This is a genomic window from Streptomyces sp. NPDC006450 (assembly GCF_040612195.1).
Lineage (GTDB): Bacteria > Actinomycetota > Actinomycetes > Streptomycetales > Streptomycetaceae > Streptomyces.
In genome coordinates this window covers 1-22,834 of the sequence record NZ_JBEXPT010000107.1, presented here as the reverse complement: position 1 = coordinate 22,834, position 22,834 = coordinate 1, and the positions used below count along the sequence as shown (strand labels likewise).

14 protein-coding genes and 1 pseudogene are annotated in these 22,834 nt (G+C 73.3%); 10 read left to right on the top strand and 5 right to left on the bottom strand.

Features of this window, described 5'->3' with window-relative positions:
- The first annotated feature begins 406 nt into the window (after positions 1–406).
- The 3 genes from ABZY57_RS25675 (at position 407) to ABZY57_RS25665 (ending at position 4,839) form a co-directional block, all read left to right on the top strand.
- Positions 407–1,456, top strand: a complete 1,050-nt coding sequence (locus ABZY57_RS25675; RefSeq protein WP_356515701.1) for an SMI1/KNR4 family protein — start codon at positions 407–409, stop codon at positions 1,454–1,456.
- Positions 1,457–1,463: 7 nt separating this feature from the next.
- Positions 1,464–3,797, top strand: a complete 2,334-nt coding sequence (locus tag ABZY57_RS25670) for an SUKH-4 family immunity protein (protein ID WP_356515699.1) — start codon at positions 1,464–1,466, stop codon at positions 3,795–3,797.
- A 169-nt stretch (positions 3,798–3,966) separates the two neighbouring features.
- Positions 3,967–4,839: a DivIVA domain-containing protein gene (locus ABZY57_RS25665; protein ID WP_356515697.1), complete on the top strand. Its 873-nt coding sequence runs from the start codon at positions 3,967–3,969 to the stop codon at positions 4,837–4,839.
- An 80-nt stretch (positions 4,840–4,919) separates the two neighbouring features.
- On the opposite strand, the gene ABZY57_RS25660 is transcribed toward ABZY57_RS25665, so the two are convergent.
- Together ABZY57_RS25660 and ABZY57_RS25655 are read right to left on the bottom strand one after the other, a co-directional pair.
- Positions 4,920–5,864, bottom strand: coding sequence for a hypothetical protein (locus tag ABZY57_RS25660; protein ID WP_356515695.1), 945 nt, complete (start codon positions 5,862–5,864; stop codon positions 4,920–4,922).
- Between the two features lie 88 nt (positions 5,865–5,952).
- Entirely contained in the window at positions 5,953–7,575 is a 1,623-nt protein-coding gene (locus tag ABZY57_RS25655; RefSeq protein ID WP_356515693.1) for an MFS transporter, read from the bottom strand.
- Positions 7,576–7,916: 341 nt separating this feature from the next.
- On the opposite strand from ABZY57_RS25655, the gene ABZY57_RS25650 reads away from it, so the two are divergent.
- The 3 genes from ABZY57_RS25650 (at position 7,917) to mfd (ending at position 15,228) form a co-directional block, all read left to right on the top strand.
- A complete protein-coding gene (locus tag ABZY57_RS25650) occupies positions 7,917–8,705 on the top strand; it encodes an ABC transporter ATP-binding protein (protein WP_356515691.1) in 789 nt (262 codons plus the stop codon).
- Positions 8,702–11,275 (top strand): FtsX-like permease family protein, encoded by a 2,574-nt coding sequence (locus ABZY57_RS25645; RefSeq protein ID WP_356515690.1) that lies wholly within the window; start codon positions 8,702–8,704, stop codon positions 11,273–11,275. Before ABZY57_RS25650 ends, ABZY57_RS25645 begins: the two co-directional genes overlap by 4 nt.
- Positions 11,276–11,691: 416 nt before the next feature.
- A complete protein-coding gene (mfd, locus tag ABZY57_RS25640) occupies positions 11,692–15,228 on the top strand; it encodes a transcription-repair coupling factor (protein ID WP_356515688.1) in 3,537 nt (1,178 codons plus the stop codon).
- A 136-nt stretch (positions 15,229–15,364) separates the two neighbouring features.
- On the opposite strand, the gene ABZY57_RS25635 is transcribed toward mfd, so the two are convergent.
- The gene (locus ABZY57_RS25635) at positions 15,365–15,541 is read right to left on the bottom strand and encodes an Rv0909 family putative TA system antitoxin (protein ID WP_356515686.1); all 177 of its coding nucleotides are present in this window, start codon (positions 15,539–15,541) and stop codon (positions 15,365–15,367) included.
- 110 nt (positions 15,542–15,651) lie between these two features.
- On the opposite strand from ABZY57_RS25635, the gene ABZY57_RS25630 reads away from it, so the two are divergent.
- Positions 15,652–16,368 (top strand): HNH endonuclease family protein, encoded by a 717-nt coding sequence (locus tag ABZY57_RS25630; RefSeq protein ID WP_356515684.1) that lies wholly within the window; start codon positions 15,652–15,654, stop codon positions 16,366–16,368.
- Positions 16,369–16,494: 126 nt separating this feature from the next.
- On the opposite strand, the gene ABZY57_RS25625 is transcribed toward ABZY57_RS25630, so the two are convergent.
- Positions 16,495–17,199 (bottom strand): hypothetical protein, encoded by a 705-nt coding sequence (locus tag ABZY57_RS25625; RefSeq protein ID WP_356515682.1) that lies wholly within the window; start codon positions 17,197–17,199, stop codon positions 16,495–16,497.
- Between the two features lie 142 nt (positions 17,200–17,341).
- Here ABZY57_RS25625 and ABZY57_RS25620 point away from each other — a divergent pair, with 142 nt between their 5' ends.
- From ABZY57_RS25620 to ABZY57_RS25610, 3 genes are all read left to right on the top strand, one after another.
- Positions 17,342–19,537: an N-6 DNA methylase gene (locus tag ABZY57_RS25620; RefSeq protein ID WP_356515680.1), complete on the top strand. Its 2,196-nt coding sequence runs from the start codon at positions 17,342–17,344 to the stop codon at positions 19,535–19,537.
- Between the two features lie 130 nt (positions 19,538–19,667).
- On the top strand, positions 19,668–20,318 hold the full coding sequence (locus ABZY57_RS25615; protein ID WP_356515678.1) for a hypothetical protein: 651 nt from the start codon (positions 19,668–19,670) through the stop codon (positions 20,316–20,318).
- The gene (locus ABZY57_RS25610; protein WP_356515676.1) at positions 20,315–21,823 is read left to right on the top strand and encodes a serine/threonine-protein kinase; all 1,509 of its coding nucleotides are present in this window, start codon (positions 20,315–20,317) and stop codon (positions 21,821–21,823) included. Before ABZY57_RS25615 ends, ABZY57_RS25610 begins: the two co-directional genes overlap by 4 nt.
- 18 nt (positions 21,824–21,841) lie before the next feature.
- On the opposite strand, the pseudogene ABZY57_RS25605 reads toward ABZY57_RS25610, so the two are convergent.
- Positions 21,842–22,834 (bottom strand): annotated as a pseudogene (locus ABZY57_RS25605) (hypothetical protein); the annotation flags it as partial.

Here is a 22,834-nt window from a genome sequence, read left to right as displayed (position 1 = left end):
AGCGCAACCAGGCAGCACACGGCAACCCGTACCGAAGCGGCCGCCGGGCCGCTGGTTCCCGTGGGGCCGGCGGGGTCCGCAGGTCCGCGGGCGCCCGTGGGGCCCGCGGATCCCTGGGTTCCCGCGCCCCCTGAGTGGGCGTCGGCCGCTTCTGTACGTGTTGCCGTGTTCTGCATGGTTGCGCTTTCCCTCCCGTGGCCGCGGTGCTGACCGCTGTCGCGCACGCCCCCGTGCTGTGGGGACAGCCTGTCAAATGTCCCGTGGCATGTGGAAGCGGGGTCGAATATTCGTATCAATTCGGATCTTCCCGGCCGTCCCGTGGGGTCCCCTCGTGCGGGCGGGTGACGCCCTTGCCGGAGCACATAGGCTGTGGTGAACCAGCCAGATCCAGCAGGGGGCTACCGCCATGACGACAGGTCGGCTCGGGCATGAGGCCGCGCCACCCAACGCCGCTTATTCGGGGCAGGTCGTGCATTTCCCGGACCCCGTCCGGGCCGCGCGCCATCCCCACGGAGTCCGCATCGACGCGAACGGACACCCCGACTTCGCGCTGTACGCCCGTGCGGCCGTCGAGATCGCCGAGCCCCCGGAGGGGTTCGGGGTGGACGAGCTGCGCCTGACGGACTGCGTGTCCGCGAACGCGGCCATGCGGGCGACCGGCCACGAACTGTGGGACACGGTCGGCCCGGTGTCGACCCCGCACGGCTGGACCTGGCACCACGTGTCCGGTACGCGCCGGATGGAGCTGGTCCCCGTCGAGGTGAAGTCGCTGCTGAGGCACCATGCCGGTCTGGCGACGGCGGCGGTGGACCACGGCAAGCGCGGGACGCGGCCGTTGCAGGAGGTGCGCCCGGTGCACCTGGGGCTGCCCAAGACGGTGGTCTCGGTGTCCGAGCAGCAGGTCCAGGGTGTCGAGGAGGACCTCGGCTACCGGCTTCCGGAGGCGTACCGCTCCTTCCTGAAGGCGGCGGGCGGTTGCGCGCCGGTGGGCACGGGACTCGACGTGGAGCTGGGCCTGCTGGTGGACCAGCCGTTCTTCACGGTGCGCGAGGAGGCGGCGGTCAACGACCTCGTCTACGTCAACAAGTGTCTGCGGGACCACCTGACGAAGGACTATCTGTGCGTGGCCTTCGTGCAGGGCGGGCTGCTCGCGGTGAAGGTGCGCGGGGAGGCCGTGGGTTCGGTCTGGTTCTCCCCGTACGACGATGCGCGCGACCAGGACGGCTGGTCGGTACAGGAACGCGTGGAGCGGTTGCTGCTGCCGTGCGGTGCGGATTTCGACGCCTTCCTGGAACGGCTGGCGGGCAATCCGCCGGAACTGGAAACGGTGGCCGGTCTGATGGTGGACGGCGGATTCGCGCGCTCGGTTCCCGTGACGGGTCCGGGTTCGGGAGCGGGTTCGGTGGAGCGTTCGGTTCCGGGTGCCGGGCCGGCAGCGGCACCGGTGGAGGGGTGACGGCGCGATGGTGACGTTTGCGCAGGCGCAGGAGCGCGCCGAGGAGTGGATCAACGGGGACGTGCCCGCGTACCAGCACCGTGAGGTGCGCGTACGGGAGTTCGGACTCGGTTTCGTGGTGTGGGCGGAGGACCGTCCGGCGGGCCCGGTGTCCGGGGGCGGCCGGCAGCGGCTCGTCATCGCGCGGGACAGCGGGGAGGTGACGCTCTGGCCCGGTCTGCCGGTGGGTGAGGTGATCCGCCGCTACGAGGAGGAGTACGGGGCGTCGGCCGCGCAGGCCGAGGCTTCGGTGCCGGTGCCGCGCATCGACTCGGAACAGACCTCGTTCATGCTGAGTCCGCCGGAGTGGCTGCAGGAGGCGGCGGACCGGGCGGGGATTGCGCCGGCAGCGGCGGCTCCGGTGACGCCCGCGGCTCCGGGGGCGCCGGTGGCTCCTTCGGTCCCGGTCGGGCAGGCGGCTCCGGGTGATTCCGGCGCGGGCTCTTCGGAGCCGGTGCCGGTGCCTTTGCGGCGCGGGGGCGAGGTCCCCTACGAGCCGACCGCCAACGACGGGGTGCCCGCCGCGGTCCCGACCGGGGCCACGCCCTGGGCCGGTACCGACGTGAACCCCGGTGCGGACTCCGTGTCCGTACCGCTGCCGGCGACGGTGTTCGCGCCGCCGCTGTCCGGGACGGACCTGGACGACGCCCCGGCGTCCCCGGGGCCGGGCCCGGAGGCGCGCACGACCCTGATGCCCAGGGGCAGTGAGCTGCCGAAGACCGCCGTCGTGCCCGCGCTGGACCCGGAGTCCTCCCGGTCGGGGCAGGGGCAGGGGCAGGGGCAGGGGCAGGGACAGGGGTCCGGTTCCGGTGGCGGCATCGCCGACGCGCCGACGAGCAAGGCCCGGGTCAACCGGCCCGGGGCGCCCGCGTCCGTGACTCCGCCGGGTCCGCCCGGGGCACCGGGTGCGCCGGGCGGCGGCGCCGAGTCGCCTTCGTACGCCGCGACGATGCTGGCGGGTCCCGGTGGTCCGCAGCAGCCCGGTCCGCCCGGTCCGCCCGGTCCGCCCGGTCCGCCCGGAGCTCCGGGTGTTCCCGGTGGTGGGCTGGACCAAGCCGCGACGATGCTGGCGGGTCCGGCCGTGACCGGGCAGCCGCCCGCGCCTCCCGGTCCGCCGGGGGCTCCCGGGTCGTCGGGCGGGCGCGGGGACGCCTATGCCGCGACGATGCTGGCCGGTCCCGGTGGTCCGCAGCAGCCCGGCCCGCCCGGTCCCCCCGGGGCCCCGGGTGCGGGGCAGCCGCCCGCGCCTCCCGGTCCCGCGCCGCAGTCACCCGTACACGCGCCGCAGGGTCAGGGGCCCGCACCGCAGGCCCCCGCTCACGGGGTGCCCACGGTCGGCCCCGGCTATCAGGCCGTGCTGCGCTACCGGGCTCCCGACGGTTCCGAGCAGCAGCTCATCCGCCGTTCGGCGCCCGGCACCCCGCATCCGGAGTGGCAGATCCTGTACGAACTGCGGGCCATGAACGTGCCTCCGCAGCAGGTGCTGGAGCTGCACACCGAGCTGGCCTCGTGCGAGCTGCCCGGCGGCTACTGCGCGCGCATGATCCGGGAGACCTGGCCGCAGGTCCGGATCACGAGCGTGGCCCCGTACGGGACGGACCACGCGGGCCGGCAGCAGGGCATGCGGCACCTGCTGACCCATCAGGGCGAACTGCACCAGGTGGCGGACGGGCCGGCGCGCCCCGCGCCGGTGCGCGCACCGCTGCCGCAGGTGCCGTTGCAGCCGGCGATCCCGCTCGACGCGATCGCGCAGGAGCTGGCGGGGGCGTTCGGGCCGCAGGGCGTGTTCCGCTTCGAGCAGCGTGCGGTGTCCCGGCAGGGTGTGCCGGAGATCGTGGCGCAGACGTTGATGTGGTCGGGTCTGCCCGTGGACTTCGGGCCGTTCTTCTGGGCCCAGGCCGTACCGGGTGCCCCGCTGCCGACGCTGGCCGAGCTGGCGGCGCAGCGGCAGGTGCAGCCGGCCTCGGACGCGGGCTCGTACCTGGTGGTGGGCAGCGACTTCGGCAAGGCGCTGTGCGTGCAGTACGGGACCGCGCACATCGTGGCGGTGCCGGTGGAGAGCGGTCCGGGCGGGGCGCCCGTGCCCCCGCAGTTCGTCAACTCCTCGCTGCCGCAGTTCGTCCGGTCGCTGGCGATGCTGGGTCACATGTGGCGGCTGCGCCAGCATCTGACGCCGGAGCAGGCGGGCCGCTGGACCGTCGATTTCCAGGCGAATCTGGCGGGGCTGGACAGTGCGGCGCTGGCGTCGCCGGAGAACTGGTGGTCGGTGCTGCTGGAGCAGATGTGGGACGGGCTCCTCTGACCGGTTTCCGCTGATCCCGGGCGCATCGTCCGGGGATCCTCGGTGGATCGCCGCTGATCCGAATGGCCGGGTCGTGACCCTCGAACGGGGTCTCGGCCCGGCCATTCGGGCTTCTGGGAGCAAATGACGCATCCTTGGCAGGAACCCCCGCGAGAGAGGCGCTTCCAGGATGAGTGCACCCTTTACGACCGTGCGTGGCCGTGGCTACCGGGCGGAAGAGGTGGACCGGTACCTCGCCCGGCTGTCGGGGAGCCGGGACGAGGCCTGGGAGCGGGTGGCCCGCCTGACCGTGCTGGCACGGCAGATGGAGGCGGAGGCGGAGCGGCTGCGCGTGGAGGTCTCCGGACTGGCCCCGCAGACGTACGAGGACCTCGGCGAGCGCGCCCGCCGGATCCTGCTGCTGGCGGAGGAGGAGGCGGAGACCGTACGGGGTGACGCGCGGGCGGACGCGCTGGCGGCGGCGGGCGCCGCCGAGGCGCACGCCGACCGGGTGGCGGAGCTGGCGCGGGGTGACGCGGCGGCGGTGCGCGAGCAGACCGAGGTCCGGGCCCGGCAGTTGCTGCTGCGGGCGAGCCGCGAGGCGGACGCCGCGCGGACCGAGGCGCGGGACGACGCGGCGGCGTGGCGGGCGGAGGCGCAGGCGGCGCTGGCGGACACGGCCCGCCGGGCGGATGCGCTGCTCGCGGAGCGCGAACAGGAACAGGCGGAGCGCTGGGACGCGGCGGAGCGGGAGCTGGCGGCGCGCGAGGCGGAGCTGGAGTCCCGGCACGCTGAGCTGGAGCGGTACGCGGAGTCCCGGTTGGCGGAGGCGAGGCGGGCCTTCGCGCAGGCTCAGGAGACGGCCCGGCACGGGCAGGAGGACGCGGAGGCGAAGGCGGCGGAGCTGATCGCGGAGGCCAGGGTCCGGGAGGAGCGGGTCGGGCGGGAGACGGAGCGGATCCTGCGGGAGCACGGGGAGTCCCAGGAAGAGATGCGGGCCCACATGAACCACGTCCGCTCCAGCCTGGCCGCCCTGACGGGGCGCGCTCCGGCGGAGGGCTGACGGCCCGGCCGCGAGCTGCCGAGGTCCGCCCGCCCCGTCCCCGGCCCAGGGCCTGTTCTGGCCCGGGCGGAGTCTTCTTTTCAGGCCTCGCCGGTGTTCGGGCCTTCAGCCCCGGTGGTGTCCGGGCTCTTCGGCCGTCCGGCGTGAGGGCCGGGTCGGGGGAGAGCCTTGGGAGCGGTCGAAGGGGGGGTAGGGGGCTTCGCGTCGCGCGGCGGATCCGTTGGCGGGGTGTAGGGGGACGGGTCGCTGCGGAGGCCGTGGGTGGTGACCGTCACGGTGAAGGCGGGCGGCGCGTCCGGGGGGAGCGGGGCCGTCAGGGCTCCGCTCGGGGTGACCGTGGTCGGGAGGGCCGTGGCGTCCACTTCGACCCGGGGGTTGTCCCCGAAGCCGCCGCCCTCGACGGTGAGGAGGCCCTCCGTCACGGACAACCGCGTGATCACCGGATTCCCCCGCACGGCCAGCTTGTTCAGGAGGTAGGCCCCGGCCGGTGCTCCGGTCAGCGCCCACATCTCCGCCGGCAGCTTCGGCAGCCCGCCGCCCACGTCGGTCAGGAAGAACGCCACCACGTACAGCATCGTGACCGCGCTCAGGGCGACGTACTGCAGGTCGACCAGGTCGGTCCGCCCGCTGTCGTTCGCGATCAGGTCGTGGATCGGGCGCCGCTCCGTGCCCTTCGGCGCCGGTTTGGCCAGGGAGCCGCGCTCCACCCGGGTGCCGACCACCGCCTTCGCCGCGATCAGGGCGGCGTACGGGCCCCCGAGCAGCGGGAGGTAGACGGTCGTCAGCGAGGACAGGGGGCCGTCGGGGCCCTGGAACCAGTCGATGCCGCCGCCCGCGGTGAGTCCGTAGCCGAGGATCGCCAGGAGCAGCCAGACCAGGATCACCGTCCAGGCCAGGGCGAGGGTGGTCGAGGTGGAGAGGCGCCCGTCGCGGCCGGTGACGAAACCGGGGCGGCGCATGAGGCGCAGGGCGATCGGGCCCGCCAGGGCGGCGAGTAAGGCGAGTGCGGAGAGTGCTGACGTCATGTGTGGTCCCCCGGAGTGCGGCGTCTCCGAAGAGGGTTACCGTCTCAGCCCGAGCATGACAAGTCGCCCACGTCTCCGTGGCGCGCGCTCAGCCCTCCCGCTGTTCCGGCAGCAGCGGGAACCGCCGCGGCGCGACCAGGAGCAGGACCAGCGCCGACGCGACCGCCGCCAGGGTCGCGCCGAGGAAGATGTGGTCGCCGGCGGCGGCCACGGCCCGGCGCAGGTACTCGCCGGCCTCCGGGGGGAGGAGGTCGGGGTGGGTCAGGGCCGTGGACACGTCGTCCAAGGTCGCGGGGAGCCCGGGCACCGGGGCCTGCTCCAGGCGGCCGGCGATGGTCGCGTTGGCCACGGCTCCCAGCAGCGCCGCTCCGACGCTCTGCCCGACGTTGCGGCAGAACAGTACGGAGGCCGTCGTGGTTCCGCGCTCCGCCCAGCCCACCGTGGACTGGACCCCGACGATCAGCGGGAGCTGGAAGAGGCCGAGGGCCGCGCCGAGCAGCAGCATGATCAGTACGGGCTGCCAGACCGGGGCGGGGTAGGGGAGCAGGGTGAAGGAGCCGAGGATGAGGGCGGCCAGCCCGACCCCGGTCGCGGCGGTGTTGCGGAAGCCGATGCGCCGGTAGACGTGCTGGGCGCAGGCGGCGCTGATCGGCCAGCTCAGGGTCATCGCGGAGGTGACCAGCCCGGCGCCGGTGGGGCCGAGGCCGAGTACGGACTGGGCGTACGTCGGCATGAACACCATCGGGGCGACCATCAGCAGGCCGAGCCCGGCCATGGCCAGGTTGACGGCGGCGATGGTCCGCCGGCGCCACACCCAGCCGGGCAGGATGGGCTGCTCGGCCCGGCGTTCGATCCAGACGACGAGCACGCCCAGCGCGGCGGCGGCTGCGAACAGTCCCAGCGAGGGCGCCGACAGCCAGGGCCAGGCGACCCCGCCCTGGACCAGCGCGAAGAGCAGCAGCCCCCCGCAGGCGAAGACGGCCAGGGCTCCCGCCCAGTCGACGGGGCCGGTGCGGCCGGGGGGCCGGGTGGGCTCGACCAGGTGGCGGCTGATGATCCACAGGGCGGCGGCGGCCAGCGGCAGGTTGATCAGGAAGATCCAGCGCCAGTCGGTGTACGTGGCGATCAGCCCGCCGAGCGCGGGGCCGGTCAGTGCCGCGGTGGCCCAGACCGTGGACATCCGGGCCTGGATGCGCGGCCGGTCCTTGAGCGGGTAGAGGTCGGCGGCCAGGGTCTGGACGGTGCCCTGCAGTGCGCCGCCGCCCAGGCCCTGGAGGATCCGGAAGGCGATGAGGGCGGCCATGTTCCAGGCGGCCGCGCACAGCAGGGAGCCGAGCAGGAAGAGGGTGATGCCGAGGAGCAGGACGGGCTTGCGGCCGTAGGTGTCGGAGAGCTTGCCGTAGACGGGCAGGGTGACCGTCGCGGCCAGGATGTAGCCCGAGAAGATCCAGGAGAAGACGGCGAAGCCGCCGAGGTCGCCGACGATCTGCGGGACGGCGGTGGCGACGACGGCGCTGTCGAGGGCGACGAGGCCCATGGTGAGCATCAGGGCGGCGACGACGGCGGTCCGGGGCCGTGCGGGCGGTGAGGCCGGCTGCGCACCCGTACCCGTCGTGGCGGAGGACTTCCCTCCGGATCCGGCGGGGCCGCCCCCGGGTATGCCTCCGGCGCTGTCGTCGGTACTCGCGCCCGTGCTCTCCCCTGAGCCCATGAACAACCCTTCCCCCCGTGCGTACCTGCGCGGACACCATCTCACTGCGGGATTGCGGGGTGGTATCCCCTGAGGCGCCTCGTCCCAACGGGCGAGATCCCCTAGGGGTTGGTCCTCACAAGGATCCAGGGACGGTTCGTCCCGGGGGAGGAGGAGGAAGGACCGCGCGGCTTCTTAACTGGTTTCTACAGGGCGGGAGTCCGGGGGGTAGGGCTAGCACCCCCATGGATACGGCGATTGGCACCAGCGCGCCGCGGCACCCCCGGCCAGCAGACTTCGGATGAAGCGCATCACGTGCTTCGGGCCACGCATCAGAACGCATCAGAACGAGGGGACACACCGTGACAACGGCTATGACCGAAACCAGGCACGGGGGTACTGGAGGGCATGAGGCCGTCGCGGCGCGGGCGCGGAAGGTCGTCAAGGCCTACGGCTCCGGCGAGACGCGGGTCGTCGCCCTGGACGCGGTGGACGTGGACATCCAGCGCGGCCAGTTCACCGCGATCATGGGGCCCTCGGGCTCCGGCAAGTCCACGCTGATGCATTGCCTGGCGGGTCTGGACACGGTCACGAGCGGCCAGATCTTCCTGGACGACACCGAGATCACCGGTCTGAAGGACAAGAAGCTCACGCAGCTGCGCCGCGACCGGATCGGTTTCATCTTCCAGGCCTTCAATTTGCTGCCGACGCTCAACGCCCTGGAGAACATCACGCTCCCCATGGACATCGCCGGCCGTAAGCCCGACGCCCAGTGGCTGAACCGGGTCGTGGAGACGGTGGGTCTGGCCGGCCGCCTCAAGCACCGTCCGACCGAGCTCTCCGGCGGCCAGCAGCAGCGCGTGGCGGTCGCCCGCGCGCTGGCGTCCCGGCCCCAGATCATCTTCGGCGACGAGCCCACCGGAAACCTCGACTCCCGGGCGGGAGCGGAGGTCCTCGGCTTCCTGCGCCGTTCGGTGAACGAGCTGGGCCAGACCATCGTCATGGTCACCCACGACCCGGTCGCCGCCTCCTACGCGGACCGCGTCATCTTCCTCGCCGACGGCCGGATCGTGGACGAGATGCACACGCCCACCGCCGACCAGGTCCTGGACCGCATGAAGGACTTCGACGCCCGTGGGCGGACGTCATGACCGTCATGAAGACCGCACGGCGCAACTTCTTCGCGCACAAGGGACGGATGGCGCTCTCCGCCGTGGCCGTCCTGCTCTCCGTCGCCTTCGTCTGCGGGACGCTGGTGTTCACGGACACCATGAACACCACCTTCGACAAGCTGTTCGCGGTCACCAACTCCAATGTCACGGTCACCCCGAAGGAGGCCGAGAACAGCGGGGAGACCCCGGACACCGGCAAGCCGCAGGCGCTGGCCGCCTCGGTCGTGGCGCAGGTGAAGAAGGCCGAGGGCGTGAGGTCCGTCGAGGGCGGCGTGTCCTCGATGGCGGTCACCGTCGTCAACTCCAAGAACGAGAACCTCGGCTCGTCCACCGGAGCCCCGACCTTCGCGGGCAACTGGACCGAGAACGAACTGAGGTCGATGAAGATCATCGAGGGGCAGGCACCGCGCGGCCCCACCGATGTGATGATCGACAGCGACACCGCGAAGAAGCACCACCTGGGGCTCGGTGACGACATCCGCACCATCGCCGTCACCGGCGACATCCGCTCCAAGATCACCGGTATCGCCGCCTTCACGGTGACCAACCCCGGCGCGACCGTCGTCTACTTCGACACCGCCACCGCGCAGCAGAAGCTGCTCGGCGCCCCGGACCTCTTCACGCACCTCAACGTCACCGCCGAGGACGGGGTGAGCGACGCCGAGCTCAAGCAGAGCGTCGCCTCCGTCGTCGGAGCCGACACCTACACGCTGCAGACCGCCAAGGAAGCCGCGGACGCCAACCGCAAGAACATGGACTTCCTCGACATCATGAAGTGGGTGATGCTCGGCTTCGCCGCGATCGCCTTCCTCGTCGGGATCTTCCTGATCTTCAACACCTTCTCGATGCTGGTCGCCCAGCGCACCCGTGAGATCGGCCTGATGCGGGCCATCGGCGCCGACAGCGGCCAGGTCCTCAAGTCGGTGGTCATCGAGGCCCTGCTGCTCGGTGTGGTCGGCTCGATCCTCGGCGTCGCCGCCGGCATCGGCCTGGCCGTCGGCCTGATGCAGCTCATGAGCCAGCTCGGCATGAGCCTGTCCACCGAGGACCTGACCATCGCCTGGACCACGCCGGTCATCGGCATCGTCCTCGGCGTCGTCGTCACCGTCGTCTCCGCCTTCATACCGGCCCGCCGGGCCGGCAAGGTCTCCCCGATGGCCGCCCTGCGCGAGTCCGGCACCCCCGGCGACAAGAAGGCCGGCCGGATCCGTGCGGCCCTGGGCCTGGGCCTCACCGGCATCGGCGGCGCGGCCCTGTACCTCGCTGGTACCGCCGACGCCGCCGGCACCGGAGCGCAGTGGCTGGGTCTGGGCGTGCTGTTCACCCTCATCGGGTTCATCGTGATCGGCCCGCTCCTCGCGGGCGTCGTGGTCCGGGCGCTGTCCGCGCCGGTGCTGCGGCCCTTCGGTTCCATAGGCCGCCTCGCCGAGCGCAACGCGCTGCGCAACCCGCGCCGCACCGGCGCCACCGCCGCCGCGCTGATGATCGGCCTCGCGCTGGTCGCCTGCCTGTCGGTGGTCGGCTCCTCGATGGTGGCCTCGGCCACCGACGAGCTCGACAAGTCGGTCGGGGCGGACTTCATCGTCCAGTCCCAGACCGGGCAGCCGGTCGTACCGCAGGCCGAGGAGGCGCTGCGCAGGACCCAGGGCCTGGCACACGTCACCGCCTACCGTGAGGTCGACGCCAAGATCACCGCCCCGGACGGCACCACCGAGTCCGACGGCCTGGGGGTCCAGGACCCCACCTACGCCCAGGACGTCCGTCGCAAGACGACCGCGGGCGAGCACGCGGCCGCGTACCAGCCGGGCTCGATGTCGGTGGGCTCCGAATACGCCACCGCGCACCAGGTCAAGCTCGGTGACGAGCTGACGGTCGCCTTCACCGGTGGCAAGACCGCCAAGCTCAAGGTCGCGGCGATCACGAGCGACGAGGGCAACCTCGACAAGGGCATGAAGTACATCAGCACCGCCGTCGCCGAGGCGAACCTGCCGGCCGACAAGATGCCCAGGCCCTTCATGGTGCTGGCCACCGCGAAGGACGGCCAGGACGACGCCGCCTACGCGGCGGTCAAGTCGGCGCTGGCCGAGTACCCGCAGTACCAGGTGCTCAACCAGACGGACTACAAGCAGGCACTCAAGGACCAGGTCGGCCAGCTCCTGAACGTGGTCTACGCCCTCCTCGCCCTCGCGATCATCGTCGCGGTCCTGGGCGTGGTGAACACCCTGGCCCTCTCGGTGGTCGAGCGGACCCGCGAGATCGGCCTGATGCGCGCCATCGGCCTCTCCCGCCGCCAGCTGCGCCGCATGATCCGCCTGGAGTCGGTGGTCATCGCCCTCTTCGGCGCCCTGCTCGGCCTCGGCCTGGGCATGGGCTGGGGCGCCACCGCCCACCAGCTCCTCGCACTGGAGGGCATGAAGATCCTCGAGATCCCGTGGCCCACCATCCTCGGCGTGTTCGCCGGTTCCGCCCTGGTCGGCCTGCTGGCCGCGCTGGTCCCGGCCTTCCGGGCGGGCCGGATGAACGTCCTGAACGCGATCGCCAGCGAGTAGTCGCCGGGCGGTCGTACGGGGGAACGCCGCGGCCCCGCCCCACCCGTTCGGGTGGGGCGGGGCCGCGGTCGTTCACACGCACACGACGGGCACGTCGTAGGGCGGGATGTGCGGGTCCCGGGCGATGAGGGGGAGTCCCTCCGTCTGGGCCTGGGGTCCCGAGGGGAATGCTCATGCGTCGGCACCGAAGGCCTCGGCGAACCCGCCCGGGAGCTCGTCGACGTCGTCGGCGCTCTCGACCAGGCCGCGCGGCGAGCCGTAGTCGGTCGGCACGAGCTTTCCCGCCCCGGATCCCACGCGCGGCTGTCGGACCCGCGTCGTAGGGTGGGAACCCCCGGCCCGTTCGACGTGTCGGGTCCTTCGCGTTGCCGACCCGCGGGAACTCGCCGCACCTCACCGGACGGAAAGCCGCTTTCATGAGCCTGCACGGACTGCTCGACGCCGTCACCCGGGACCCCGCCCTCGCAGAGGCGCTCACCGCGGCCGGGGACGGCAACCGCATGCACGTGGACCTCGTCGGCCCGGCCGCCGCGCGGCCCTTCGCCATCGCCGCGCTGGCAGCCCGCACCGGGCGCACGGTGCTCGCGGTGACCGCCACCGGGCGGGAGGCGGAGGACCTGGCCGCCGCGCTGCGCTCGATGCTTCCCCCCGACGAGGTCGCCGAGTACCCCTCCTGGGAGACGCTCCCGCACGAACGGCTGAGCCCGCGCAGCGACACCGTCGGCCGCCGGATCGCCGTTTTGCGCCGCCTCGCGCACCCGAGCAAGGACGACCCCGCCGCGGGCCCGGTCTCCGTGGTCGTCGCGCCGATCCGGTCCGTGCTCCAGCCGCAGGTCAAGGGGCTCGGGGACCTGGTCCCGGTGAGCCTGCGCCAGGGCGAGAGCGTGGACCTCGGCGCGGTGACGCAGGCCCTCGCCGCCGCCGCGTACGCCCGCGTGGAGCTCGTCGAGAAGCGCGGCGAGTTCGCGGTGCGCGGCGGCATCCTCGACGTGTTCCCGCCCACCGAGGAACACCCGCTGCGGGTGGAGTTCTGGGGCGACGAAGTGGAGGAGATCCGTTACTTCAAGGTCGCCGACCAGCGCTCCCTGGAGATCGCCGAGCACGGCCTGTGGGCCCCGCCCTGCCGGGAGCTGCTCCTCACCGACCAGGTGCGCGAGCGCGCCGCGGCCCTCGCCGAGCTCCACCCCGAGCTCGGGGAACTGCTGGACAAGATCGCCGAAGGGATCGCCGTCGAGGGCATGGAGTCCCTGGCCCCGGTCCTGGTCGACGACATGGAATTGCTGATCGACGTACTGCCGGCCGGTTCGATGGCGGTCGTGTGCGATCCGGAGCGGGTGCGGACGCGGGCCTCGGACCTGGTGGCGACCTCGCAGGAGTTCCTGATGGCTTCCTGGGCCGCCACCGCCGGCGGCGGCGAGGCACCCATCGACGTGGGCGCGGCCTCGCTCCGCGGGATCGCCGACGTACGGGAGCACGCGCGCGAGCTCGGCATGATGTGGTGGTCGGTGTCGCCGTTCGCCGCCGACGAGGCGGCGCTGACCGGTTCGGACACCCTCAAGCTCGGCATGCACGCCCCCGAGGCCTACCGCGGTGACACCGCCCGCGCGCTCACCGACACCAAGGCCTGGATCGCCGACGGCTGGCGCACCGTCTACCTCACCGAGGGGCACGGCCCGGCCGCCCGTACCGTCGAGGTGCTCGGCGGCGAGGGCATCGCGGCCCGCCTGGAGGCCGACGTCACCGTCCTGGAGCCCTCGCTGGTCCACGTCTCGTGCGGCTCCCTCGACAACGGTTTCGTCGACCCGGCCCTCAAGCTCGCCGTCCTCACCGAGACCGACCTGACGGGGCAGCGCACCGCCACCAAGGACCTCGGCCGGATGCCCACCCGGCGCCGCAAGACGATCGACCCCCTCACCCTGGAGGTCGGCGACTACATCGTCCACGAGCAGCACGGCGTCGGCCGCTACATCGAGATGGTCCAGCGCACCGTGCAGGGCGCGACCCGCGAGTACCTGCTCGTCGAGTACGCGCCGGCCAAGCGCGGCCAGCCCGGGGACCGCCTCTACATCCCCACCGACCAGCTGGAGCAGGTCACCAAGTACGTCGGCGGCGAAGCCCCGACCCTGCACCGGCTCGGCGGCGCCGACTGGACCAAGACCAAGGCGCGCGCGAAGAAGGCGGTCAAGGAGATCGCCGCCGACCTGATCAAGCTCTACAGCGCCCGCATGGCGGCCCCCGGCCACACCTTCGGCCCCGACACCCCCTGGCAGCGCGAGCTGGAGGACGCCTTCCCGTACGCGGAGACCCCCGACCAGCTCACCACCATCGCCGAGGTCAAGGAGGACATGGAGAAGTCGGTCCCCATGGACCGCCTGATCTGCGGTGACGTCGGCTACGGAAAGACCGAGATCGCGGTCCGCGCCGCCTTCAAGGCCGTCCAGGACGGCAAGCAGGTCGCCGTCCTCGTCCCGACCACGCTGCTCGTGCAGCAGCACTTCGGAACCTTCTCCGAGCGGTACGCGCAGTTCCCGGTCAAGGTGAAGGCGCTGTCCCGCTTCCAGAGCGACACGGAGTCCAAGGCGACGCTGGAGGGCCTGCGCGAGGGCTCCGTCGACATCGTCATCGGCACGCACCGGCTGTTCTCGCAGGAGACCAAGTTCAAGGACCTGGGCCTGGTCATCGTCGACGAGGAGCAGCGATTCGGCGTCGAGCACAAGGAGCAGCTCAAGAAGCTGCGCGCCAACGTCGACGTGCTGACGATGTCCGCGACCCCCATCCCGCGCACCCTGGAGATGGCGGTGACCGGCATCCGCGAGATGTCCACGATCACCACCCCGCCCGAGGAGCGCCACCCGGTCCTGACCTTCGTCGGCCCCTACGAGGAGAAGCAGATCGGCGCCGCGATCCGCCGCGAGCTGCTCCGCGAGGGCCAGTGCTTCTACATCCACAACCGGGTCGAGTCCATCGACCGGGCGGCCGCCAAGCTCCGCGAGATCGTGCCCGAGGCGCGCATCGCGACGGCGCACGGCCAGATGTCCGAACAGGCCCTGGAACAGGTCGTGGTGGACTTCTGGGAGAAGAAGTTCGACGTCCTCGTCTCCACGACGATCGTCGAGTCCGGCATCGACATCTCCAACGCGAACACCCTCATCGTGGAGCGCGGCGACAACTTCGGCCTCTCCCAGCTCCACCAGCTGCGCGGCCGCGTGGGCCGTGGCCGCGAGCGCGGGTACGCGTACTTCCTCTACCCGCCGGAGAAGCCGCTGACCGAGACCGCGCACGAGCGGCTCGCGACGATCGCCCAGCACACCGAGATGGGCGCCGGCATGTACGTGGCGATGAAGGACCTGGAGATCCGCGGCGCGGGCAACCTGCTCGGCGGCGAGCAGTCCGGCCACATCGCGGGCGTCGGCTTCGACCTCTACATCCGGATGGTCGGCGAGGCCGTGGCCGACTACCGGGCGGCCGTCGACGGCGGGGTGGAGGAAGAGCCGCCGCTGGAGGTCAAGATCGAGCTGCCGGTCGACGCGCACGTCCCGCACGACTACGCGCCGGGCGAGCGGCTGCGCCTCCAGGCGTACCGGTCCATCGCGTCGGCCAACTCCGAGGAGGACGTCAAGGCGGTCCGCGAGGAGCTCACCGACCGCTACGGCAAGCTGCCGGAGCCGGTGGAGAACCTGCTGCTGGTGGCCGGACTGCGGATGCTCTCCCGCGCCTGCGGGGTCGGCGACATCACCCTCCAGGGCCCCAACATCCGCTTCGGGCCGGTGGAGTTGCGCGAGTCGCAGGAGCTGCGGCTGAAGCGGCTCTACCCGGGTTCGGTGATCAAGCCGGCCGCCTCACAGGTGCTGGTGCCGCGGCCGAAGACGGCCCGGGTGGGCGGGAAGCCGCTGGTCGGACGGGAACTGCTGGGCTGGACCGGGGAGTTCCTCGCCACGATCCTCGGCTCGTAGGTGCGTAGGTGCGTAGGTGCGTAGGTGTGTAGGCGTGTGCTGATGTCCGCACCGGGCGCGGCGACGGCCGCGGCGGGGACCTTCCCGGTCCCCGGCCGCGGCCGTTCGCGTTTCCGCGGGGATGCTTCGCCGGGGGTTACTTCATCGGGTCGTCGTCGATGCCGAGCCTGTCTTCCATCTGCTGCTGGGCCCGGTCGACCTTGCCGGCGTACTTGCCGCCGCCGGTCTTTTCGTTCACCTCGGACTCGGCGTTGTCGGAGATGTCCTTGGCCTGGTCCTTGGCCTGGTCCTTGAACCTGTCAAAGATCCCCATGCCTGGGCTCCTTCCGTAATCTCTCGGGCGACGCTACGCGCGTTTGTGGTGATTCGCCCGCTGGAGGGTCGGAACGTCCCGTATGGGTATGGAGTTTATGATCTTGTCCTATGCGTCCCCACCTGCTGCTTCCCGCCCTCCTGCTCGCCCCGGCCGTCGCGCTCTCCGCCTGTGCGGTGCTCCCCGGGCCCGGCGCCGGTGCGGGTGCGAACGCCCGCGGGGCGGCGAACGGGCCGGTGGCCCTGGCCTCGGTGGACGGGCTCGCGGTCAAGGGGCGGGCGCCGAAGACGGGTTACGCGCGCGAGCAGTTCGGCAAGGGCTGGCTGGACACCGACGGCAGCGGCTGCGGGACCCGCGAGGACATCCTCAAGCGGGACCTTGCCCGGACCACCTTCAAGGACGGCTGCAAGGTGGTGAGCGGGGTGCTGGAGGAGGACCCCTACACCGGTGCCCGCATCACGCACGAACGGGGCCGGACCGGCGTGGACATCGACCACGTCGTGGCCCTCTCCGACGCCTGGCAGAAAGGGGCCGGGCGCTGGGACAAGGGCAAGCGGATCGCCTTCGCCAACGATCCGCTGAATCTCCTCGCGGTCGACGCCGCGGCCAACCGCAGGAAGGGGGACGGTGACGCGGCCACCTGGCTCCCGCCCGACCGCGGGTACCGCTGCAGCTACGTCGCGACGCAGGTCGCGGTCAAGCGGAAGTACGGTCTGTGGGTCACGGCCGGTGAGCGCGACGCGATGAAGCGCGTCCTGGCCGGCTGTCCCGGGGAGCGCCTGCCGACCGGGGGCAACCCCACCCGCCCGCCGGAGCGGCTGCGCTGATCCACCCCCTGGATCGGGTCCTGGGCCGCCGTTTCGGCCGGGCCCCGGACCACCCCCCTGTCATCAGGTCCTGGGTCGCCCTGCGTGGGCCCCGGACCACCCCCTACTTCTCCATCAGGCCTGTGATCAGCCCTTCTTCCAGTCCTGGCAGTCGGCGGTCTTGAAGAAGCCGTCCCCGGCGGCGATCGTCACGACGGCCTGCCCCTCGGGGTTCTCGTTGGCGATGATCGTTTCGATGCTGCCGGACGCGTCCTTGGTGCGCTCCCAGTAGCAGCCGCTGCCGTCCTCGGTGGAGCCGGCGGACTTGTAGGTGCCCGGGGCGATGTCCACGCCGACCTTGAGCATGCCGGCCTTGCCGGAGATCTCGGCCTTCGGGGTGCCCGTGGCCTTCGGGTCCACGAGCTCCCAGCCCTTGCAGCCCTCGGTCTTGAAGATCTTGTCGGTGGCGGCGATCGCCACGTACGTGGAACCGACGGCGTTGTCGTTGTCGATGATCGAATCGGCCTCGCCCTTGGAGTCCTTGGCGCGCTCCCAGTAGCAGTTGTCGTCGGCCTTGTTGCCCGTCGAGCGGTAGAGGCCCGGCTGGACGTCGGAGCCGACCTGGAAGGTGCCGCTGCCCTTGATGGCCGACTTCGCCTTGCCCGCGTCGGCGGCGGGGGCGCTGCTCGACTTCGCCGGCTTCGAGGCGGACGCGTCGGCGCCCTTGTCGGTCGTGGTGTCGGTGCCGCTGCACGCGCTGAGCGTCACGAGGGCGACGGCCGCACCGAGGCCCGTCAGGGCCTTGTTCCGAGCGGTGCGGGCGATCCAACTGGTGCGCGTGGTGTGGGACATGTGTGGCTCCTGCCTGATCTGACGGCCTGTTCGGTGTGATCATCACAGCAGAGCCTGTGAACCGAGTCAACGAGTTTCTGGGAGATTGTTAAATTCACACTGTGAACGGGTCTTTCCTCTTTGCAGCTGTATGCTCGCGCACATGCCGGAGCAGAATCCCCCCACCGAGGCCCCAGCCGCCCCAGCCGCCCCTGACGCCCCCGCCCCTGACGCCCCCACTCCCGACGCCCTCACCCCCACGACCACCCCCCACGCCACCGAAGCCGACGTCACCCCCCAGGCCGCCACCCAGCCCGCCACCCCCGAAGTCACCGCCGCCGACATCGCCCGCCTCGCGGGAGTCGGCCGCGCCGCCGTGAGCAACTGGCGCCGCCGCCACACCGACTTCCCCCGCCCCGTCGGCGGCACCGAGACCAGCCCCTCCTTCGCGCTGGCCGAGGTCACCGGCTGGCTCCGGGCCCAGGGCAAGCTCGCCGAAGTCCCGCTGCGCGAACGCGTCTGGCAGTACGTCGCCGCCCACCCCGGCGGCTCCGTCGCCGCGCTCGTCGAAGCCGGGAGCGCGCTGCTGCTCGTACGGGACCGGCCCATGGAGTGGCTGGAGGCCTCGGCCGTCTCCGACGCGCGGATGGCCACCGTGCTGGCGCCCGCCCTCGACCGGGTGCTCGCCCTGCGGTTCGGGCCCGCGCACCCGCTCGGCGCCGCCGAGCCCCTGCGGCCCGCCTCCGTTCCCTTCCTGCGGGCCGCCGCCGAGCTCGCCGCCGAACTCGGCACCAAGGGGGCCTTCGAGTTCCTGCTCGGCCGCCACCTCGAAGCCAACCCCCGCCAGTACACGCTCACTCCGGCCGGGCTCGCCACCCTCATGGCCGCCCTCGCCGGGCCCGCGGTCCGGACCGTCCTGGACCCCGCCTGCGGCACCGGCACCCTGCTGCGGGCCGTCACCGGGGCCACCACCCGCTACGCGCAGGACAGTTCGCCCGAGCTCGCCTCCCTCGCCGCCCTGCGCCTCGCCCTGCAGTCGGACGCGCCGGTCCGCGCGGCCGCCGCCGACAGCCTGCGCGCCGACGCCTTCGCGCGCGACGCCGCCGAACCGGTCGACGCCGTGCTCTGCCACCCGCCGTTCAACGAACGCAACTGGGGCCACGAGGAGCTGGCCTACGACCCGCGCTGGGAGTACGGGCTGCCGGCCCGCGCCGAATCCGAACTCGCCTGGGTCCAGCACGCCCTGGCCCACCTGCGCGAGGGCGGCACCGCCGTCCTGCTCATGCCGCCCGCCGCCGCCGCCCGCCGCTCCGGCCGCCGCATCCGGGCCGACCTGCTGCGCCGGGGCGCGCTGCGGGCCGTCGTCGCCCTCCCGGCCGGCGTCGCGCCCCCGTACGGGATCCCGCTGCACCTGTGGGTGCTGCGCAGGCCCGCCCCGCACGCGGCGCCCCCCTCCGGGCTGCTCCTCGTGGACACCGCCGCACTCGCCGCCGAGGGGCAGGGAAGGGCCGGCTGGGCCGCCGTGCACGGCGCGGTGGAGGAGGCCTGGACGGCGTACGAGCGCGGCGGCTCGGCCCCGGACGTCCCGGGCGTGCGCCGCGCGGTGCCCGTCGTGGACCTGCTCGACGACGATGTGGACCTGACCCCGGCCCGCCACCTGCCGCCGGCCGCCGCGGGCGGCGGCGTGGCCGAGCTGACCGCCGTACGCGACCGGCTGGACTCGACGCTGACCCGCGCGGCCCGGCTCACCCCGCCCGCCCCGCCCGCCGCCTCCCCGGACCGGCCCGCCACGTCGCCGGCCCGGCTGCCGATGACCACCGTCGGCGAACTCGCCCGCGCCGGAGCCCTGCTCCTGTACACCGGCACCGGCAGCGGCGCGGGCCGGGCCCCCGTCCTGACCGAGTACGACGTGAGCGCCGGCACCGGACCCTCCGGCAGTCTGGCCGCCGCCACGGAGACACCGCTGCTCACCGCACCCGGCGACGTGGTCGTCCCGCTCACCGGAGGCGCGGGCGTGGCCCGCGTGGTCGACGCGGCCACCGCCGGGGCGGCGCTCGGCCGGGGCCTGCAGCTGCTGCGGCCCGACCCGGACGCGATGGACCCGTGGTTCCTGGCCGGATTCCTGCGCGCCACCGCCAACAACCGGCGCGCCAGCAGCCACGCCTCCACCACGACCCGGCTCGACGTGCGCCGCCTCGAACTGCCCCGGCTGCCACGGGCCGAGCAGGAGGTCTACGGGGCCCGGTTCCGGGCGCTCGCCGAGTTCGAGGACGCCCTGAGGCTGGCCGCCCGGCTCGGGGAGCAGCTCGTCCAGGGGCTGTACGACGGGCTGTCGGACGGTACGGTCCGGCCGGAATGAGCCTGCGGAGCCCGGCCGGGCTGCGACCGTGCAACGGTTGAGCGCATCCCCTCACTCCCGGCCGGGAACGCTGTATACCCTCAGACCCGACACCTCAGCACATCCTCCGCACGGCCCGTCAGGAGCAGCGATGCACGGCCCCGGCACCCCGCCGCCCCACGGTCACCAGCCCAGCTCCGGGGGCGTGGTGGCACTGCGCGTGCTGTTCGCGCTGCTGCCGATCCTGAGCTGCGGTTTTCTCGCCTGGGGGACGATGCTGCGGCTCGCGCTGGTGACCCGCAAACCGCGGGACTGGTGGCTGCTCGGGGCCTCGGTCGTGGCCGAGGTCGTGTCGCTGGGGCTGATCGGCGCGGACCCGACCGCCGACGCCAGCGGCTGGCAGGGCAACACGGGGGCCTTCGGCACGCTCCTGAACGGCCTCGTGGTGTGCGTGTACTACCTGGTCGCCGAGATCCGGCACTTCGAGGCGCTCAAGGCCGGGCCCGCCGCGGCCGGCTGGTACCCGCCGCCCGCCTCCCCCTACGTACCGCCCCAGCAGCCGGCCGGGCCCGCCTACGGATACCCGCCGGTGGCCCAGCCCGCCCCGCAGCAGCAGCCGCAGCCCCACCAGCCCCAGCAGCCTCCGCACCAGCCCCGGCAGACCGACCCCCGCCAGGCCCCCGAGCCCGCGCCCGCCCCGACGCCGCCCCCGCGCATCGGGCAGGTCCGCGCCGAACTCGACGAACTCAGCGAACTCCTGCGCAAGCAGCAGCCGCCGCACAACGAGGGCCCCCGCCCGTGACGGACCGGCTCATCGGCGACCGCTACCAGCTCGCCACCATCCTGGGCCAGGGCGGCATGGGCCAGGTCTGGACGGCCTACGACCGGCGCCTGGACCGCCGCGTCGCGGTCAAACTGCTGCGCCCCGACAAGGTGGCCGGCCCCGGCTCCGTGGCCGAGGAGCTGCGCCGCCGCTTCGTGCGCGAATGCCGGGTCACGGCGCAGGTCGACCACCCCGGGCTGGTCACCGTGCACGACGCGGGCAGTGACGGCGACGAGCTGTACCTCGTCATGCAGTACGTCGAGGGCGCCGACCTCGCCGACCACCTCGCGGAGCACGACCCGTACCCGTGGCCGTGGGCGGTCTCCGTCATCGCGCAGCTGTGCTCGGTGCTCTCGGCCGTGCACGCGGTGCCGATCGTGCACCGGGACCTGAAGCCGCGCAACGTCATGGTCCGTCCCGACGGGACCGTCCTGGTCCTGGACCTCGGCGTCGCCTCGGTGATGGACACCGACACCACCCGTCTCACCAGCACCGGTTCGCCGATCGGCAGCCCCGCGTACATGGCGCCGGAGCAGGCCATGGGCGGGGCCGTCGGCCCGCACACCGACCTCTACGCGCTCGGCGTGGTCCTCTACGAGCTGCTCTCCGGCAACGTCCCCTTCGCCGGATCCACCGCGCTCGGGGTGCTCCACCGCCACCTGTACGAACCCCCGCTCCCGGTGCGCCAGTTGCGCCCCGAGGTCCCGCAGCAGCTGGAAGCGGTACTCCTGCAGCTGCTGGCCAAGGACCCGCAGGACCGGCCGGCTTCCGCTCAGGCGGTGTACGCGGCCCTCGCACCGCTGCTGCCCCACCACGGCTCGGGCGCCCCGACCGGCCCGCTCGACCCGACCCGGCCCTTCCTGCGCCCGCAGGCTCCCTGGCCCGACCGCGCCACCGTGATCCCGCCCCGGCCGGCCACCCCGCCCCCGCCGCCGCGGCCGGACGTCCCGGCGGCCGTGGAGGAGGCCAAGAAGCTTCTCGACCAGGGCATGCTCACCCAGGCCGTGGACATCCTCGGCGGCATCCTCCCGGCGGCGGCCGAGCAGCACGGCGCGCACTCGCCGGTGGTCCGCTCCCTGCGCAAGCAGTACGCGGCCACGCTGATGGACGACGGCCAGTACCGCCGCGCCCTGCCCGAGCTGCGCCGCCTGGCGGAGGAGTACCCGGCCGGCGACCCGCAGTCCCTGCGCTTCCGCTACGACGCGGCCCAGTGCCTGGAGCAGCTCGGCGAACCGGCGGCCGCCCTGGCCGAGTACCGGGCCCTGCTGCCGCTCTTCGAGAACCACTACGCGAACCCGGACCCGGGCCTGCCCCTGGAGGTCCGCCGCCGCATAGCGCACCTGCTGCTCGCCCTGGGAGACCGCGGCGCGGCCCACGACACCCTGGCCCGGCTCCTCTTCGACGCGGACCGCCTGCACGGCCCGGCGCACCCGTTCTCGGCGGAGGTCCGGCGGACCCTCCAATGGCTGGGTCAGGTGCGCTGACGCCGCGGCCCGTCGCGGTCAGGGGCCCGGGAAGGGGCGCTTGCGCTCCGCGGGTTCCGCCGTCCGTCGCGCGGGGGAAGGGCGGGTCGCCCGGAGGAAGGCCGCGAGCGCCAGGAGTGACGCGGCCGCGACCGCCAGGCCCGCAGTGAGGCCAGGGGGGCGGAAGGTGCACGTGATGACGGTGGTGTGGCCGTCCAGGGGGATCGCGACCAGGCCCAGGCGGCTGCTCGCCGGGCGGCCGTTGCAGGTCCAGCCCGCGATCGCCGGGGCCGAGAGGACCGCCGTGCCCGTGCTGCCCGGGGGGAGCACCGCGCGCATCCCCGAGGAGTCGACCCGGACCGACACCGCCGCCGAGGCGCGCAGGGCCGCGACCGCCGCCTCCAGGCGGGGGCGGTCCAGGCACGACAGCTGCCGGTGCGCCGGGGCGGGCGCGTCGAAGAGCAGCCGCGAGGCCGGGCCGTGCGAGACGCCCAGGGGCTGCAGAGCGGCCCTGTTGCGCGGCGGGTTGGCGTTCAGGCGGAAGGGCGGGCCGTCCGCGAGGCGGGCCGTCGCGTTGTACTCCGGGGCCCACAGGAAGGCCTCCGTGCCCGTCCGGCAGACCCCGGGGGACCGCGGATCCTCGTAGACCCGTGCGCCCAGCAACAGCTCCTGGTTGGCGAAGGGCGAGGCCCCGTACGCGGGTTCCGGACCCGGCGGGCGGACCGTGACCAGCGGCGGGACCTCGGCCCGCGCGACCGTGCCGTCGGGCCGCAGTCGGGCGCCGACCGAGAAGACGGCGTCCGTCACCGGGTTGTCCAGGCTCTGTACGTTGCGGCCGCGCGAGGTCCAGCCCGCCCCGAGGGCCGCCATGGTCCGGGTGAACAGGTCCGGGGTGTGGCTGCTGTAGTACGCGCCGCCCTCCCCGCCCAGCAGCATCGGGTCGTTGCCGGTCAGCGCCGGCCGCCCCGCGTCCGTGCGGTACGCGGGCCAGCCCCCGGCGTCCGCCAGGGCCCCGGCGCGCGCCGCGGGCGC